The organism is Paenibacillus antibioticophila, from assembly GCF_000455265.1.
Taxonomy (GTDB): Bacteria; Bacillota; Bacilli; order Paenibacillales; family Paenibacillaceae; genus Fontibacillus; species Fontibacillus antibioticophila.
The window spans coordinates 190,441-207,160 of sequence record NZ_HG005142.1 but is presented as its reverse complement, the minus strand read 5'-3'; the positions used below and the strand labels follow the sequence as shown (position 1 = coordinate 207,160).

The following is a 16,720-nucleotide window of genomic DNA, read 5'->3' as shown; positions in this document are numbered from 1 at the left end:
ACTGATACGTGCTAATATACGTGTTATGATGAAGGGAGAAGGATGGTGGGGACATGAGGGGTTATTCTTCGAGGGAATTAGTAAAACTAATCGAAGCTGCTGGATGGTACTTGTAAGAGCAACAGGCGATCATTATCAGTTTAAACATCCCACCAAGCCTGGTAAGGTGACAATCCCTCACCCAAACAAAGATTTACCGCAAAAAACAATTTTAAGTATACTCAAACAGGCAGGGCAAAATAGTTCCTCCAAAGGAGGTCATAAATATGAAAGACCGATATGTATATCCCGCAGTTTTTGATTATGCAGACGATGGTATTTCTATAGAATTTCCAGACTTACCTGGTGCAATTACTTGCGGCGACACTGATGAAGAAGCTTTGTATATGGCGAAGGACGAGAACAAGGTTAATTATTCGCACATTCTGCAGGATGCGTTGAAAGAGTATCTTGGCGTAAACATGCGCAAAAAAACGCGTTGACTGCAGTTCCAAATGAAAAGCGGATTTAATAATAGTATGGTCTTCCTTCTTGAAAACGAATGTTTAAAAGCAGCCTTTACCCGAGCGATCTAAAGAGTACTCGGGTAAAGCTTTTTTCTTGAGGTTCGATTTCCAGTAAATAACCACTTGTTTCAATTGATAAATGAAACAAGTGGTTGGACGAGATGTTGCAGCTATTCCTCTTCCTTCACAGTCACAGTAACCTCAACCTCGCTGGAATCTCCTTCCGATGGTTCCTCCCCGCTCTCATACAAATGAGAACGCAGCTCGAACCATTTGAACAAATGACCGGCAATGACCTTTAACACGGCATAACCAGGCACAGCGAGGATGATCCCTACAATTCCGAACAGATTACCGGCGGTCAGGATGACAAAAATGATGGTAATCGGGTGGATCCGGAGGGTTTTACCCATGATTTGCGGAGAAATGAACTTGCCCTCCACGAGCTGCACGACCGTCCAAACGATGATCAGCTTCAGCAGCATGAATGGTGAAGTTACAATCGCAATGATCAGGGCAGGCGTAATGGCAATTGCCGGTCCGAGATAAGGCACAATGCTCGTAAAGGAGGCAATGATGGCCAGTACGAGCGAGTAATCGAGCCCGATAATCAGAAAGCCGATGTAGAGCAGTACGCCGATACAGAAGCTGACAATGATCTGTCCGCGAATATACGAGCTGATCTGGCCGTTCATTTCCGTCATGACATGCTTGGTCTGTCCTCTAAGGCGTACAGGTACGAAGCGGAGGATGAACGAAGGGAGCTTCTTGCCGTCCTTCAGCAGGTAGAACAGGATGAACGGCACGGTGATCACGGCCAGTACAATATCCTTCAAGGCGCCAAGGAATCCGCCAATACCGGACCAGGCACCGTCTATTAATGTAGTGGCCTGACTGGAGATCGATTCGGCAATCTTGGTCGGGCTAAAGCCTGTCGATTCCTGCATCTGATGAAAGAAGTCGCTTCCGATCAGGGCTTCAAACTCCAATTGCACCTGATAGCTGTAACGCGGAAAATTGGAGATCAGATCCGTAATCTGATCCCGAACGACGGGAACGATCGAGATAACGACGATCGTAATTAATCCCGCAATCAGAAGATACAAGGCTACGATTGTATAGACTCGTCCGATCCCCTTCTGTTCGAGCCAATCCACCAGAGGATTCAGCAGATAAAAGATAGCGCCAGTGAGCAAGATCGGCAGCATCACGGTCTTGAGCAGCACGGCGATCGGTGTGAATATGTATGAGATTTTGCCCAGTACCATAATGTTCAGGCCAATGAGCAGTAGAATCAGCAGGAAGAGAACGAATCGGTTGTTTAGAAAAAACTTCTTGAATCGCCCGCCCCAGGTAGATGTACTCTCCATAAAAATTGCCCCCTGTATCCAATGATCAATCTATTTAGGTTAAAAATTGTCGGTTTATCATCAGAATCACCATTACGGCTGCCACCAGCGAAAAAATAATACTGCCGACTCCGAGTCCCTTACGATTGCTCCTGGTGAACTTGATCCCCGTGATGAACAGCAGCACTGTAATGGCTGCAAGCATCAATGACATGGCGACCATTCCGAACCAGTACAATACTTCGATAATTGCCCCTTCCTTTTCCAAGGCCATCCCCCTCTCTCTCCAAGGTTTGTTAGGACAATAATATATGTTTATACGTCCAATATGCAACTTCGGTTACAGTCAAAAAAGGCGCGAGCCGTGGACAATCATCCAAGAAACCGCATGGGAGAATGAGTATGAATAACTTATAACGGAAAGGGGATGGTGTCATGGCAGGAAGACAACTGGCTGACAAATGGCTCAAAACGGAAGCGCTCCTCAGCAACGCTGACGTGGCCCCCCACATACCACATACCCAAATTTACAGTGCCGATACACTGAAAAGCATGGTGCATCAGCATGGCATGGTCGTGATCAAGCCACTCCGGGGCGGGGGAGGCTATGGCGTCATCCGAGTCGCCTGGAAAAATGGGCGCTATGCTTTCACGTACATGTCCAAGACAAGGGTGTTTGGCAGCTTTGAAGCCATGTTCACAGCGCTCGAAAAGGCGCGGACGAAGAGGAAGTATATGATCCAGCAAGGCATAGTCCTGGCTCGGATCGGGGGTCGTCCCATTGATTACAGGGTCAAGGTCGTAAAGGAAAACGGCAAATGGGGATATAGATCCATGGTAGGAAGACTCGCCAGACCCGGCTTGTTCGTCACGAACCTGTGCAAGGGAGGGACGATGATGACAGCGCGGGAGGGCCTTGCTTTGTCTTTCCGCAATAAAAAAGTGAGCACGAAAAAAAGAAGGGAGATGCGGAACTTGACCAATACATGCATCTCCATTATGGAGAACGCTTTTCCGGGAATTGAGCAGTTGGGTTTTGACTATGGTGTGGATACGGGGGGCAAGATTTGGATTTTTGAAGTGAATACGCGTCCCCAATAAGTATCCCGGCGTTTGAACCTTTTTTTGACAGGTTATATAGAAAATATGAATCTTTGAAAAAAATTTTTTGCGGATTTTCCTGTGGTCAAATCCTGTGAATAACTTTTATCCACATTATCCCAGCTTATTTTACAATAACTGCAGAGGTTTACTCACAGCTTATTCACAGGATTTCCACAGACTTATGTGGATAACAGAACGCTTGTTCTGGAAAGGGATTCTTGATATGATTAGGAAAAATATAGAAAGGAAGTGTTAGTGATGGCGATGTTAACAGATGAGATGCTGCTCGAGTCCTACCAAATGGCAACCCAGCTTGATTTGGAACGGGAATTCATAGCACTGCTGTTGGCAGAGATCCATAGACGTAATCTGATTAGCGATCCTACCGTGTTGCACTAAGGATACAGATCGTTATTTGATGGACAAGCTAATGATTAAGGCGCTTTCCAAGCGTTTACATGATAGATATAACCTTCATGGCAGTGTGGACAGACCACGACATGTTCGCAGCCCGGGCTGATTTGGAGCGAATAGACTGCGGTGTATTGATCTGCAGATCCATATGGACTGTAGGGGCCGATATAATCGCTTTTCATTCCCGCATCCTCCAGCACATGTCCGCAATCCGGACATGTGGCCGTGAATGAGGCAAGTCCGTTGCATAACGGGCAGATATAAGACAAGGGGTATCTCTCCTTTACAGCATGTTTTCCTGCGTAAAGTTAAGATACCCCTTTTTGTGTCTACTCATGTAATCAGATCTTCATATTACTGCTATGTCCAGGTGACAGCTTGGCTTCGGGATCAATATATACCTTTGCGTTATTCACAGCTGTAGGAGCTTCGCCGAAGCCGACAGCAATCAGGTCAAGCTTGCCGGGATAGGTAGTAATATCCCCAGCTGCGAAGATGCCCGGAATGGAGCTCTCCATGCGCGAATCGACAACGATGGCATTGGACTCAATGTTCAGTCCCCATTCAGCAATCGGACCCAACGAAGATACGAATCCAAAGGTCACGATAACATCATCCACCTCAAGCTCCTGGGTTTCTCCGGTCTTGCAGTGAGCCAGCGTAACGCGCTCAATCCGGTCCTCCCCGTGAAGTACGGCAATCTCGGTTGGTGTGATGACCTGAACGCTGGATGCAAGCAGCTTCTCCACGCTGTGTTCATGGGCGCGGAATTTATCGCGGCGATGCACCAAGGTGACCTGTTCAGCAATCGGCTCAAGCATTAACGCCCAATCGACTGCGGAATCGCCGCCGCCGCTGATCAGCACACGGCGTCCTTGAAACTTGCTTAAATCGCTGACAAAATAATGAAGATTGCTCTTTTCGTATTGTGCGGCCCCTTCGACTTCAAGACGACGCGGTTCGAAGGCTCCGACTCCGGCCGTAATGATCAGGGCACGGGCATGATGGACATCCTTGTCCGTCGTGACCACGAAGTGACGCTCTTCTTTCTTCTCGATATGAAGCACCTTTTCTTCAAGACGTATATCCGGGTTGAACAGCTTGATCTGCTCGTTCAAGTTGTTGATCAGTTCTTGGCCGGTGATCTTGGGGAAACCGGCAATATCGTAAATATATTTCTCAGGATAGAGAGCTGCGACTTGCCCTCCCAGCTGAGGCATACTTTCGATCAGTTTGACAGATGCTTTACGCATTCCGCCATAGAATGCAGCGAACATGCCCGCCGGCCCGCCGCCGATAATAAGCAGGTCGGAAAACTCGCCGCTTGCTTGGGAACTCATGCAAACACCTCCAGAAATTTTCAAGAAAGCTTATAATGTCATTTCTACTTTATTATATCTGTCACAACCTTGATTGCAAGTATGAGCTCATTTGCACATTTGTTCTTAGCATACCCGTGAAAAAACGCGGGAATACGCGTAAAATAAGACTTGATCTTTTGTAGAAAAGTCGATATCATTCAAATGTATGCACATTTATATGTGACGAAATGAGTACATTTATTAAAACTTTGGCCCCTGGTTTTGAAAAAGGCTGCTCGAAGCCTTACAATGACTGTGATCAATGTCGCAAGACTTCCCATATTTTTTAGAAAACTACTATTATATGTGGCTATTTTCACATTGAATCATGACAGCAGGACACACTATCAAATATAGAGATACACCTGGAAGGAGAACAACCAAATGAGCACCATACCGAAAATCGTCATCCTCGGAGCGGGCTATGGCGGGATTTTAACGGCCCAGCGACTGCAGAAAGAGTTGAACTACAATGAGGCGGATGTAACTCTGGTTAACCGCCATGATTACCACTACTTCACGACCCATTTGCATATGCCGGCAGCGGGGACCGATTCGATTGATCATTCGCGTGTTTCAATCTCCAGGCTGATTGATGAATTTAAAATCGATCTCGTGAAATCCAATGTTCAGGAGATCCGGCTTTCCGATAAAAAGGTTGTTCTCCAGGATGGGACGTTATCTTACGACTATCTGATTATCGCGCTCGGCGGTGAACCGGAGTCCTTCGGGATTCCAGGATTGTCTGACTATGCGATGACGATCCGCAGTATTAACTCTGTGCGCATGATTCGGCAGCATATCGAATATCAATTTGCAATGTTCAAGGCTGATGAGAGCCGTACAGACCGGCTTAACTTTGTTGTCGGAGGAGCGGGCTTCAGCGGCGTAGAATTTGTAGCCGAGCTTGCTGACCGGATTCCTAAGCTGTGCAAGGAATATGACGTGGATCCGAATATGGTGAATGTTTACAATATCGAAGCGGCTCCAACCGTATTGCCGGGCTTTGATCCTGACCTGGTGGAATATGCGATGGAGGTGCTGCGCAAGAAGGGTGTCCAGTTCAAGATTGGCACAGCGATCAAGGAATGTACGCCAAGCGGTGTCGTGCTTGCCACTGGAGAAGAGATCAAATCCGCGACAGTGGTATGGACCGGGGGGATCCGCGGCAACCGTCTTGTTGAGGCGGCAGGCTTTGAGACCGCGCGCGGCCGTGTGAAGGTGGATGAGTATCTGCGTGCCCCGGGGCATGAACGGGTATTCATCATCGGTGATAATTCCCTGATGTTCAATCCGGAAGGCCGGCCATATCCGCCAACGGCCCAGATCGCCATGCAGCAAGGTGTGGTCTGCGCCCAGAACGTGGTAGCTGCCATTCGCGGCAAGGAACTGAAGAAATTCATCTTCAGCCATAAAGGAACTGTGGCTTCGCTCGGGAAGGGAGAAGCCATCGCTTCGGCCTTCGGCAAGAAATATACAGGCTGGGTAGCCGCCCAATTGAAGAAGGTCGTCGACCTGCGTTATTTGTTAACCATTGGCGGGATTCCTCTTGTACTCCGGAAAGGGAGATTTTTCTAAATGCGTCACTGCAGCGTTCAGGTAAGAGGTCTGCTGACGCGTGAGGAATTGGACAGATACAACGCATTGATGGAAGTAGGCTCTTATCTGGAAGGACAGAAGCAATACGACCTGTCCTATATCGTGCAGAAGGAAGTGGATCTGCTGATTATGCCGGCCATAGAACGGCTGAAGGAGAAGAGCAGAGACCGCGACCGGGCAACGGAGGAGTTTCTGGAATCGCTAAGAAAGCTTCAGGAAGAAGAGGAATGAGTTCTTGACAAGCATAATCGGGTGGCTTTCTAAGAAAGACCCCAAAATGAAAAGTTGGACGAAACCGCAAGGCTTTCGTCCAACTTTTTTTCGTTCGTCTTACCGGTTTAGAGCTTAAGCATTTGCTCCAGCAAGGGTTCGTTCAGCAGATTGCCGACATAGAACGAGCCGAATTCGCCGAAGCGGGCGCTTACTTCATCAAACCGCATTTCATAGACCAGCTTCTTGAACTGGAGCGCATCATCAGCGAACAAGGTGACGCCCCATTCCCAATCATCCAGTCCGACAGACCCGGTAATGATCTGTTTCACCTTACCGGCGTAGCTCCGGCCGATCATGCCGTGGCTGCGCATCATTCCCCGGCGCTCCTCAATGGACAGCATGTACCAGTTGTCATTCAGATCGCGCTTCTTGTTCATCGGGTAGAAGCAAATATGGTTCGACTTCGGAAGAATCGGCTCAAGTCTGGCACGGATTTCCGGATTGTCCTTGGGATCTCCATCGCCGGAAGCCAGATAATTGCTAAGCTCCACGATGCTTACGTAGGAATAAGCCTTCGTTGTATACTGGGCAAATGTCGTCTTGTTGAAGGCATTCTCCAGCGCATTCAATTCTTCAAGCGTCTCCCGCAGGTGCATGAACAGGATATCTGCCTTTTGCCCTACGATGGAGTACACGGCGGTACTACCCTTTTTGCTGAGCTCGATATCGGTCCACTCTTGCAAAAACTGGTGCAAATCCTCCAAAGCTCCGGCGCGTTCTTCATCGTCCGCTGCCTTCCAGGCTGACCAATCTATAGACCGAAAATCATGAAGAGCATACCAGCCTTCCAAAGTTAAAGCTGCTTCATTCATTAACTAATCACTCCTTGGATACAAACGCTTCCTTTATTGTATCTCAATGTTTATCAAAGGAGCAAACAGAATTGGGGGTTAAACTTGGAAAGTTCATTGATTTGCAATATTTTTTCTAGTAAACTATCTTCTAGCTCATGTTCATGTGATAATAATTATAGTAAAGAATACAGAGGGTGAGGGTAGCGTATGGGATGGCTCATCGTTTTGGTGCTGATGGTATTGTTCTTTGTCATGATGTTCGGCATCGGTTTTATTCTCAATATGCTTATGAAGACAACCTGGTTTCCCGCATACATATTCGTTATTGTGATCCTGCCGATCGTGGTATACACGCTGTGGGATCATGAAAAAGGGTTCGGGGCCTATCTGGCATCTTTTCGGATCGTGGATTATTTGACAGCGCTTGCGGGACTGGCCGGTGCGATTCTGAGTGGCTGGACAATTCAGAAGCTGCGTCAGGGCGGCTACAAAATGTTCTAGGAAGCTGCCCGCAAATTATAGAAGAGAGGCGTGGATCAATTCTTCTGATCCCGCTTCCATTTTTGGTATTCAAGAAATTCCTTGAACTCCTGCTTGCTGACTCCGGAGGACATGGCTTCATGAAGCAGCGAAGACCATTCGGGGTCGAGCAACTGATCTGGCTGGTCTCCATACAGGAGCACCCCGACGGAGACGTTCAGAGCATGAGATATTTTCTCGATAAATGAAATAGAAGGATTGATCTGGATGTTTCGCTCAACATTGCTCAAATAGGATTTGGCGACATCCGCTTTAGCCGCCAATTCGGATAAGGATAATCCGAGCTCCTGGCGGATTTTTTGTATGCGCTTTCCGATCAGTTCAGCCATGTCATCTTCGTCCTTTGTTTGCGTCTTTGGAGTTATTATATCAAAAGAAAGATGGCGGACAAAGCTGAAATAGAAGTGAACACCTCATTTCGTTGCAGAAAATGAGGTGTTCACTATTTATATTGCGCTTAAATTAGCGCAATGGATTATTTTTCGGAGCCATTTCCTTGTACAGCATTGAACGTCCATTTCAAGCTCAGGGCATCCCCTTGGAATTGGTTCTGGTCTTCACCGTTGTCCACGAATTCGAATCTGACGATCAGATTATCGGAGTCGCCTGCTTTAAGTCCGGCACGCTCGTCAACGAATGGGAGGTAGAAGCTGTTCTCAACGGCATCCGGAGTCTTTTGCTGAAGATCATAAAGTGTTGTTTGGTAAATCACTTCATCAGTCTTGTCTACGTTCGTCAAGAACTTGACGAGAATGTGCTTGCCGAAGTCATCCGTATTTGCAGGAGCGCCTGCTTGGTTGACCACGTCGTAAGTTGTAACCAGCTTCACTTTGCTGATATCCAGTGTGCCTTTGTTCAGCAGCTTGAAGGTTCTGGTAGCTCCGTCGCCAGGTTTCAGGTTCGAGACATCAATGATTGCGGTTGGACTTGCATCCAGATCCAGCGTTCCTGCAGCAAACGTGCCAGTAGTTTGCACGGAATCGCTAAAGTAAGCAAAAGTTCCTCCTCCGATCAGTGACAAACCGAGTGCTGCAGCGGCTACGCCGAATCCTAATGTCTTTTTGATTCCCATTCCTAAAATCCTCCCTAAAATAGAATATATATTTATTGAATCCTTATGGGTTGCATAAGGAATACAACCTTGGCTGCTTACTCGGAAAGAGTCTCCTTCGGCTGCTTGCCGGCTTCCTCCAGAGATGAAATAGCTCTCCAAAGCGTGGATATGGCGTATAGCACTAATAGAATTCCAGGCACAATCAACAGGGTCACGTTCCCCATCTTGCTGCCTGCGAAGCTAGCTGCATAACCGGCGTACGGGAGGGTAAATCCGGTATACTTCCCGATCACATTCGCGGAGAGAACTGGATTCAGATCCGGGGCGTCGTTGTTATCGCCTTTAGTCCGATACATGACTTGACCCGTAAGCTCATTCTTTACGACCTCTATGACCCGGTGAGTAATCAGCCGATTTTCACTCTCTCGGAAGGTAATGACATCCCCCTCCTGAAACGAGGTTGTATCGCTAAAGGGCTTGATGGCAATAATGGATCCGGTCTTAATGCCAGGCTCCATCGAACCGGATAGTACGCTCTTCACCTGGTAACCATAAAATCCGGGTTCTCCTCCCGATATCTTCGATGTGATGAAGGAACCGAACACCGCAATAAATAGCACGACCATCATGAAAGTAAATGTATGGCTGATCACGCGTCTAAGCTTCATCGCTTTTCACCTCTATATCCCCTGAGTCCTGACTCCAGTACGAAATCGAATGCTTCAATCCGGACATCGCTTCTTCTATGGAAGCCTGCAGCTCTATATATTGTTGGAAGGCCGTTCGGTTTAAGGGCTCTCCAAGGGCTTCCGGCTTCATAAAGGCAATGGGACTCATTTGGTTGGATGGGTCAGCTTCCGCCAGAAGACCGGATTGTGATACTCTCCGTAAATAGAAAACCGCTGCGTCGATCTGCTGCTGCATGGATAAAGATAACAGCTCTTGTCTGCTTACCCGGGAGAGTTCATCCAGCAGCCCGATATTGGCAATCTCGACGCAATTGGAATGAAGCTCCTCCAAAATCAAGAGCAGTTCCTGCAGCTGCCGACCTCCTTCCGTGACCTCGCTGGTGATGAGGTTCATGGCTAATTGATTGGCATCGAATTGCAGTTGAAGCGCTTGAAGCTGGCTCGTAAGCTTTGAGATCTGCAACTCCCAACTGTCCGTGTAATCTTCTCCGCCGCCTGCGTAGACATCGTCGGTTACAGACGGAGAAGAGTCACCGGATCCTTCACCATATACGCTATCCGTCACTGAAGGAGGTGTCGGCTCCGATTCATAAGCGGCGGATGAATTTCCGTAGACCTGCCATGTGACGGTGACCGGAGCAATCCTTGCTTTATGTACAGCCGCTAGTTCAAGATGACCGGTTACACTTGAGAGCAACTCTTCAATTTTGCCGGGGAAGACGCGGCAGGTCTGGAAATACCCCTCCGTAGCCTGAGTGCTGTTGAATTCTCCGTAGGTGGTGCCTATTTGTTTGGTGGAGTAGGCAAGAAGAGAAGAGATCAGCAGACTGGATTGAAGGATAGCGCTCATCGTCTTTTGACGCTTCAGCTTTCTTTTTTTCTGGATTCTGACACTTCTGCTTCTTCGCAAAAGAGGCCCTTCTTTCTACAAAGTCTATTGTTCTTTGTATCGTTCTTAATAAAGAACGACTTGCGAGTTCAATATAACGAATTTAGGAAGGATTGAAAACCCTGGATTTGAGCTGTATCAGACAGAAATACATATTAAATAGCCAGATATCTTTCATTTTCCCGAGTATACTGAATATTTCTCCTGATTGTTCGCTTTAACATGTGTTTGTCTTGAAATAGACAACTGCATCCTAAATGCGACATGATCGACGAAAAAAACAGAGTCTTTTTAATCAGACAACGTTCATGCTGTGACATACTTTTTGATTGGCAGTCTTTATAATGTGGTTATTGCCAAGAGGGTCTTACATAAGCGGATGGATAAGAACCAGTAAAAGGTAAACCTGCCGAAAGGCAGGGGCGCAAAGTCTCAGATCCGGGAAGCTTCTCAGGATGGCTGGACTGCCTGGTGGACATGAATAATCATCTTTTAGGAGGAGATTATGTTGGAGAAGTCTGCCCGGATGAGTATGGATAGAAATGTGCTGGAGGAAAGTGAACTAGAATGGATCCATCTGCTCTTGATGGCAAGGGATGCCGGGCTCTCCGTAGAGGAGGTGCGACAGTTTTTAAGGCATGCGAGCGCGGGAGAGGCGGCTATACGCAATCTTGCTTGATAACTCTAACTCAATGAATATAACGGGGCTGCCGCGGACTGGTTTGGCTCCGTTCTTTTTTTGCATATAAAAATAGAAGCATACGATTCGGTTCGAACCGTTTTATGATAGAATAGAGAAGGTCTTGAAGGAACGATGAGGAGAGGGAGAGATTAAGCCGTGCGCATCAACAACATGCTGCATTTTACCGAAAACCACAGATATTGCGTATACCGCGACTTCTCTCTTAGTCCTGTGGATGATAAAATGCTGAGCCTCATCTATCAGCCGATGATTGGCGCTGTAGCTGTGGCTCTTTACCGGTTGCTGGCGGAACAGGTTCCGATTGATCAAATCGGCTATTCGGCCATTGAGCAGCAGAGAAACTTGTTCTTGACCCTTGGCTTGGAGCCCGGAGAACGGGGAAGAAGTGTGCTGGTGCAGCAAGCTTCCAAGCTGGAGGCGGTCGGACTTATGCAGACCAGTCGTCTGTATATTCCGGACAGTGATGATTATTTGTACGAATATGAGCTGCAGGCTCCTTTATCGCCAGGGGAATTTTTCCGGACCCAGCATTTGACGCTTCTGTTGAGGGACAGGATTGGAAAGTTTGCGGTGTTGTCCTTGCAGGAACGCTTTTTCTGTGTCGAGCCGGGGGATATGTATGGACTTACCTATAATAAGGAAAATATTTCACTGCCTTTTTATGAGATTTTTGAACTGAATGCTCATTCGATCGATCATGAACTGGAGCAGGCTATCGCAGAGACGGCGATTGCCAGACAGCCTGCCTTGAAGGCCGGCCTGGACGAGGAAGGCAAGATTAACTACGCCGATATTATTATCCGCTACCCCCGGGATTCGATAAATCGGGCCTTTGTCGAGAAACTTCGCTTTGATCCGGAAGGGATGGGGATTCTCAACTACGTGGCCCGCAAATATGAGTTGAACGTGCAGGATGTGTGTCGGCTCCTGGATGAGGATGACGTCTTCGATCCAGCAGGCGGGCTGATCCTGGACGAGCTTCAGCACAAGGCTAATCTTCATTTCCGCCTAGGCAAGCGCCGGAAGGAAGGCAGGGAGATTGCTTACGCGAAGGCTGCGGCTGTCCATGCGGAGAGTGAAGCCGGTCAGACGCCGGCGGGTCATCCGGAAGAGATTGCGGTGCAGATGGAATTTTATGTCGAGGTGCCGCAGCAGTTCCAATCCAAATGCGATGCACATCAATATAACATGATGCTGAGGAACGAGCCTTACACGCGGCTGCTAAAGACGTTCTTTCCGGGCTCGGTGCCGGATAATCTGCTCGATATATTTGAGAAAATCGATCTGAACTACAAGCTGCCGGATGAAGTCATTAACGTTCTGATCCACTATTTGATGACCCTGCTTACCTCCGGGAAGGAGCAGCGGATTAACCGCAACTTTATTGATGCTATCGCCTCAAATATGCTGATGAAGCAAATCGACAGCTATGAGAAGGCTGTGCAATATATTCGGGATCAGGCAAGTCTGAAGGACAAGCTCTCGACGCAGCAGGATAAGTCTCGGGACAATCATTCGCGAAGCTATGCTTCCAGAAACGCCAAAGCAAAGCCTGAAATTCCGATCGTGGAACAAACCGGCGAGTCTCCGCAAAGCGTATCGGAGGAAGAGTATGCGGAGCTGTTAAAAATGGCCGAGCAGATGAAGGCCCATAAGAAGAGGTAACGGGAACGGATGCCGTTCTCCGTTAGAGAGGTGGTGATCATAGATGGAGTCGCTGGGAGAGTTGATAACTCAATTGCAAAGCCCGCAGCTTAGACGCAGAACGGAGGAACTGACGGCCAGGCTTATGAATGAACCGCTGGTTCGCGAATTGCGCGAGCGCCATCCGGAATTGCAGAAGGAGCAGCTGATCCGGGATATGGCGAAGTTGTATCACTATATTAACGATAGCCGTCACTGTATGAACTGTCCGGGACTGGAGCAGTGTCCCAATGATTTTCAAGGGCATTATACCAAGATTACAGTGGAGGACCATGGTCTTGGGCCGCAGGTGGTCGACCGCCAGATTCCTTGCCAGAAGCAATTGCAATTTGAGCATGAATCCAGCGTGAAGAAACGGATTCATAGCTTTTACATTGATGAGCGTGCTTTGCAGCAAGGATATGACGAGGTTGAAATTTTGTCCAAGGACGGGGCTAGAGTACCGGCCGTGAGCCAGGTGTTCAGATATATTAATGAGACAAAGGCCTCCGGGCTTCAACCGAGAGGATTGTATCTGGAGGGGCATTTTGGTACAGGGAAGACCTTCCTGATGTGCTATCTGCTGCATGAGTTGGCCAAAGAGGGCTACTCCGGTGTGATCGTCTATATGCCTGAGTTTGTGGAGGATCTCAAGTCGATGCTTCAGGATAGCCAGAAGCTTAAGGATACGACCGAAATGATGAAGCAGGCGGACTTGCTTATCTTTGATGATATCGGAGCAGAGAATCTGAGCCCTTGGGTTCGGGATCATGTGATGGGCTCGATTCTGAACTACCGGATGAACCGCAAGCCTACCTTTTATACCTCAAATTATTCCCTGGATGCATTGGAGAAGCATCTGAGCTTCACCAGCAAAGATGGGGAGGAAGCTCACAAAGGGCAGCGGCTGATGGATCGGATTGCCCCGTTTGTGGAAGTGGTCTCGGTCAATGGCACGAACAAGCGCGGTAAGAGACAGCAATTATAGGTGAAAAGGGAGCAGGCTGCCCCTTTAGGAACCGATAAGTCCGTTCCTAAAGGGGCAGCCTGCTCAGTGTAGAGACAGTCACAGGGTTATCCGGCAATGAACTTGATGATGACCATGCCGAAGAAGATGACGGCCATGAAGGTGAACATGCCGAAGAAGCCGTTCATCAAGTCAAAAAAGTCATTGCGCGGTTCTTCGTTGATATGCTCTCTGGGATCATTAACATGAGGATTGGCATCCATTGCGGCAGACCTCCTAGATGATCAAATTCGCTTTTGTCAATATAATAAATCATTGACAAACCGAATTTAGGTTAATAATAGTATAACCACCCATGAAGAACTTTGTAAAGAAGGCTTTCCGATTGGAGTTTTTCATTTGTGGAATAAATGTGGTATAATGGTCAACACGCGTTGATAAGGAGGGTAATTACCGATGGCAATTGTTAATGTATCTGACCAAACTTTTAATAATGAAGTAGAAAGCCAAGGCACAGTCCTGGTTGACTTTTGGGCTCCATGGTGCGGCCCTTGCAAAATGATTGCTCCAATTCTTGAGGATTTGTCCGGTGATCTGGGGGACTCCGTAAAGATTGCTAAGTTGAATGTGGACGAGAATCCGGAATCTGCATCCCGCTTTGGTGTGATGAGCATCCCGACTCTGATCCTGTTCAAGGACGGACAGCCGGTCGACAAGATCGTCGGTTTGAACTCCAAGGATTCGCTCAAGAATCTGATCGCTAAGCATCAATAAGATTGAGTCTCGATCGGGCTTGGTCTACCGCCTCCGGCTTGTCCCGGGGGCGTTTTTGCGTAAGTCGGGGAATCGTTTGCCTTGAAAGGAGGTTGTCTGCTTGAACCCACATCTGGAGGAGGAGCGGGAAAAGGAGAAGGCGATGGAGGGAATCCGCCATAAGCTCGCATTGCTTCCTGATCTTCCAGGTTGTTACCTGATGAAGAACCGGGATGGAACCATTATTTATGTCGGAAAAGCCAAGATTCTGAAGAACCGGGTAAGATCTTATTTTACCGGCAGCCATGACGGAAAAACACAGCGGCTGGTATCGGATATTCGGGATTTTGAATATATTGTCACCGGCAGCAATATGGAAGCCCTTATTCTAGAATGCAATTTAATCAAGACCCATCATCCTAAATACAATGTCTTGCTTAAGGACGACAAGACATTTCCTTATATTAAAATTACGAATGAACGCCATCCGCGGCTGGAGGTTACACGCCGGGTGCTGAAGGACAAGGCCAAATATTTTGGGCCTTACCCCAATGCCTATGCGGCCCAGCAGACCAAAAAGCTGCTTGACCGCATGTATCCGCTGCGCAAGTGCAATGTGATGCCTAAGGAGGTCTGCCTGTATTATCATATCGGCCAATGCCTGGCCCCTTGTGAGAAGGAGGTCGGAAATGAGGTCTACGATCAGATGATTCAGGAGATCAGCTCATTTCTCAGCGGCGGGCATGAGGAGATCAAGAAGGAGCTCCAGCGGAAGATGCACGAGGCCGCGGAGGAACTGAACTTTGAGCGGGCCAAGGAGCTTCGGGACCAGATTATGAATATTGATGCCCTGATGGAGAAGCAGAAGATTACTACCGCAGACGCCAAGGATCGGGATGTATTCGGCTATGCGGTGGACAAGGGCTGGATGTGCGTGCAAATTCTCTATATGCGCCAGGGGAAAATGATCGAGCGTCATGCCTCTGTATTTCCGTTCTTCGGCGAGCCGTATAGCGACTTCCTGTCGTTCGTCACACAATATTACAGTGATAATCCGGCCTTGCCGAAGGAGATTCTGCTTCCCGGCGCAGCTGATGAATCCAATGTGACGGATGGGGCAGCCGAGTCTCAGGAGTCTGCGGAGAGCCTGCAGACCGAGGCTAATGCTGTGAATGAAGAAGCGCCGGAGACGCTGGGTGCGGTAAGCGGAGCGAATGCATTGAACGAGTGGCTCGGTGTCAAGACCTTGCTCCCGCAGCGGGGGTTGAAGCGCCAAATGGTGAAGATGGCCGAGGACAATGCGCGGGTAGCTCTGGAAGAGAAATTCCGCCTGATTGAGCGGGATGAGGTGCGGACCAGCGGCGCTGCCCAGAATCTTGGCGCGGCCATCGGTCTGGGACGTCTTTCACGGATTGAGGCATTCGATAATTCCAATATTCAGGGAGCCAACCCGGTATCGGCTATGGTTGTCTTTATTGATGGCAAGCCCGCGAAGAAGGAGTATCGGAAATACAAGGTTCGAACGGTACAAGGTCCGGATGACTATGAGACGATGCGCGAGGTGATCCGGCGCCGGTATGAAAGGGTGCTGAAGGAAAATCTGCCTCGTCCCGATATGATTGTCGTCGATGGAGGCAAAGGACAGATTTCGGCAGCGATAGATGTGCTGGAGAATGAACTGGGCTTGTTCATTCCGGTAGGCGGACTTGTCAAGGATGCCAAGCACCGGACAGCCCAGTTGATGGTGGGAGATCCTCCCCAGCCGGTTTCCCTTCCAAGAGACAGCCAGGAGTTTTATCTGCTGCAGCGGATTCAGGATGAGGTTCACCGTTATGCGATCTCGTTCCACCGAGAATTGCGAGGGAAATCCATGGTAGTCTCCAAGCTGGATTCCATTCCGGGGATCGGTGAGAAGCGGCGGAAGCTGCTCTTGAAGCATTTCGGCTCCCTCAAAAAAATAAAAGAGGCCTCAGTCGAAGACTTCCGGCCCCTTTCCATTGGTGACAAGCTAGCGAATGAAATTATAAATGCCCTCCGAGATG

21 protein-coding genes, 1 pseudogene and 1 riboswitch are annotated in these 16,720 nt (G+C 48.4%); of the genes and pseudogenes, 12 read left to right on the top strand and 10 right to left on the bottom strand.

Annotated features, from left to right (window positions below; all coding sequences use genetic code 11):
- Positions 1-53 precede the first annotated feature (53 nt).
- Together TX85_RS26060 and TX85_RS26345 are read left to right on the top strand one after the other, a co-directional pair.
- Positions 54-301: pseudogene (locus tag TX85_RS26060) on the top strand (type II toxin-antitoxin system HicA family toxin).
- A complete protein-coding gene (locus TX85_RS26345) occupies positions 267-482 on the top strand; it encodes a type II toxin-antitoxin system HicB family antitoxin (protein ID WP_044481900.1) in 216 nt (71 codons plus the stop codon). The pseudogene TX85_RS26060 and the gene TX85_RS26345 overlap by 35 nt, the downstream one beginning before the upstream one ends.
- 194 nt (positions 483-676) lie before the next feature.
- On the opposite strand, the gene TX85_RS21355 is transcribed toward TX85_RS26345, so the two are convergent.
- Together TX85_RS21355 and TX85_RS21350 are read right to left on the bottom strand one after the other, a co-directional pair.
- Complete coding sequence (locus TX85_RS21355; RefSeq protein WP_044481899.1) at positions 677-1,876, bottom strand: AI-2E family transporter; 1,200 nt, start codon at positions 1,874-1,876, stop codon at positions 677-679.
- A gap of 34 nt (positions 1,877-1,910) precedes the next feature.
- Complete coding sequence (locus tag TX85_RS21350; protein ID WP_044481898.1) at positions 1,911-2,129, bottom strand: hypothetical protein; 219 nt, start codon at positions 2,127-2,129, stop codon at positions 1,911-1,913.
- Positions 2,130-2,290: 161 nt separating this feature from the next.
- Here TX85_RS21350 and TX85_RS21345 point away from each other — a divergent pair, with 161 nt between their 5' ends.
- Both TX85_RS21345 and sda read left to right on the top strand, forming a co-directional pair.
- On the top strand, positions 2,291-2,956 hold the full coding sequence (locus TX85_RS21345) for a YheC/YheD family protein (protein WP_044481897.1): 666 nt from the start codon (positions 2,291-2,293) through the stop codon (positions 2,954-2,956).
- A gap of 261 nt (positions 2,957-3,217) precedes the next feature.
- Positions 3,218-3,358 (top strand): sporulation histidine kinase inhibitor Sda, encoded by a 141-nt coding sequence (gene sda, locus TX85_RS21340; RefSeq protein ID WP_101781208.1) that lies wholly within the window; start codon positions 3,218-3,220, stop codon positions 3,356-3,358.
- 35 nt (positions 3,359-3,393) lie between these two features.
- On the opposite strand, the gene TX85_RS21335 is transcribed toward sda, so the two are convergent.
- Both TX85_RS21335 and TX85_RS21330 read right to left on the bottom strand, forming a co-directional pair.
- Positions 3,394-3,642 (bottom strand): hypothetical protein, encoded by a 249-nt coding sequence (locus tag TX85_RS21335; protein WP_044481896.1) that lies wholly within the window; start codon positions 3,640-3,642, stop codon positions 3,394-3,396.
- Between the two features lie 72 nt (positions 3,643-3,714).
- Entirely contained in the window at positions 3,715-4,713 is a 999-nt protein-coding gene (locus TX85_RS21330; RefSeq protein WP_044481895.1) for an NAD(P)/FAD-dependent oxidoreductase, read from the bottom strand.
- A 405-nt stretch (positions 4,714-5,118) separates the two neighbouring features.
- Here TX85_RS21330 and TX85_RS21325 point away from each other — a divergent pair, with 405 nt between their 5' ends.
- Entirely contained in the window at positions 5,119-6,312 is a 1,194-nt protein-coding gene (locus tag TX85_RS21325) for an NAD(P)/FAD-dependent oxidoreductase (RefSeq protein WP_044481894.1), read from the top strand.
- Positions 6,313-6,564 (top strand): hypothetical protein, encoded by a 252-nt coding sequence (locus tag TX85_RS21320; protein ID WP_044481893.1) that lies wholly within the window; start codon positions 6,313-6,315, stop codon positions 6,562-6,564.
- A 107-nt stretch (positions 6,565-6,671) separates the two neighbouring features.
- Here the strand turns inward: TX85_RS21320 and hemQ are convergent, their stop codons facing one another.
- Complete coding sequence (gene hemQ, locus TX85_RS21315; protein ID WP_044481892.1) at positions 6,672-7,418, bottom strand: hydrogen peroxide-dependent heme synthase; 747 nt, start codon at positions 7,416-7,418, stop codon at positions 6,672-6,674.
- A gap of 189 nt (positions 7,419-7,607) precedes the next feature.
- Between hemQ and TX85_RS21310 the strand changes: the two genes are divergently transcribed.
- Entirely contained in the window at positions 7,608-7,901 is a 294-nt protein-coding gene (locus TX85_RS21310) for a YuiB family protein (protein ID WP_044481891.1), read from the top strand.
- A 35-nt stretch (positions 7,902-7,936) separates the two neighbouring features.
- Here TX85_RS21310 and TX85_RS21305 read toward each other — a convergent pair whose 3' ends face one another.
- From TX85_RS21305 to TX85_RS21290, 4 genes are all read right to left on the bottom strand, one after another.
- A complete protein-coding gene (locus TX85_RS21305) occupies positions 7,937-8,269 on the bottom strand; it encodes a helix-turn-helix domain-containing protein (protein WP_044481890.1) in 333 nt (110 codons plus the stop codon).
- A gap of 146 nt (positions 8,270-8,415) precedes the next feature.
- Positions 8,416-9,012 carry a TasA family protein gene (locus TX85_RS21300; protein WP_044481889.1) on the bottom strand — a complete coding sequence of 199 codons (597 nt, stop codon included), beginning with the start codon at positions 9,010-9,012 and terminating at the stop codon, positions 8,416-8,418.
- A 77-nt stretch (positions 9,013-9,089) separates the two neighbouring features.
- Positions 9,090-9,662 carry a signal peptidase I SipW gene (gene sipW / locus TX85_RS21295; protein WP_044481888.1) on the bottom strand — a complete coding sequence of 191 codons (573 nt, stop codon included), beginning with the start codon at positions 9,660-9,662 and terminating at the stop codon, positions 9,090-9,092.
- Positions 9,652-10,593, bottom strand: a complete 942-nt coding sequence (locus tag TX85_RS21290; RefSeq protein ID WP_044481887.1) for a hypothetical protein — start codon at positions 10,591-10,593, stop codon at positions 9,652-9,654. Before TX85_RS21290 ends, sipW begins: the two co-directional genes overlap by 11 nt.
- A gap of 368 nt (positions 10,594-10,961) precedes the next feature.
- A riboswitch (cyclic di-GMP riboswitch) is annotated at positions 10,962-11,044 on the top strand.
- Between the two features lie 36 nt (positions 11,045-11,080).
- On the opposite strand from TX85_RS21290, the gene TX85_RS26340 reads away from it, so the two are divergent.
- The 3 genes from TX85_RS26340 to dnaI all read left to right on the top strand — a co-directional run bounded on the left by TX85_RS26340 (position 11,081) and on the right by dnaI (position 13,946).
- Positions 11,081-11,251, top strand: a complete 171-nt coding sequence (locus TX85_RS26340) for an anti-repressor SinI family protein (RefSeq protein WP_101781215.1) — start codon at positions 11,081-11,083, stop codon at positions 11,249-11,251.
- A 159-nt stretch (positions 11,252-11,410) separates the two neighbouring features.
- The gene (locus TX85_RS21285) at positions 11,411-12,940 is read left to right on the top strand and encodes a DnaD domain protein (protein ID WP_044481886.1); all 1,530 of its coding nucleotides are present in this window, start codon (positions 11,411-11,413) and stop codon (positions 12,938-12,940) included.
- 43 nt (positions 12,941-12,983) lie between these two features.
- Complete coding sequence (gene dnaI / locus TX85_RS21280; protein ID WP_044481885.1) at positions 12,984-13,946, top strand: primosomal protein DnaI; 963 nt, start codon at positions 12,984-12,986, stop codon at positions 13,944-13,946.
- A gap of 86 nt (positions 13,947-14,032) precedes the next feature.
- On the opposite strand, the gene TX85_RS26585 is transcribed toward dnaI, so the two are convergent.
- Positions 14,033-14,188, bottom strand: a complete 156-nt coding sequence (locus tag TX85_RS26585) for a YqzM family protein (RefSeq protein WP_101781207.1) — start codon at positions 14,186-14,188, stop codon at positions 14,033-14,035.
- 193 nt (positions 14,189-14,381) lie between these two features.
- Between TX85_RS26585 and trxA the strand changes: the two genes are divergently transcribed.
- On the top strand, positions 14,382-14,699 hold the full coding sequence (gene trxA / locus TX85_RS21275) for a thioredoxin (RefSeq protein WP_044481884.1): 318 nt from the start codon (positions 14,382-14,384) through the stop codon (positions 14,697-14,699).
- A 142-nt stretch (positions 14,700-14,841) separates the two neighbouring features.
- A partial coding sequence (uvrC, locus tag TX85_RS21270; RefSeq protein ID WP_044482157.1) for an excinuclease ABC subunit UvrC occupies positions 14,842-16,720 on the top strand: 1,879 nt, incomplete at its 3' end.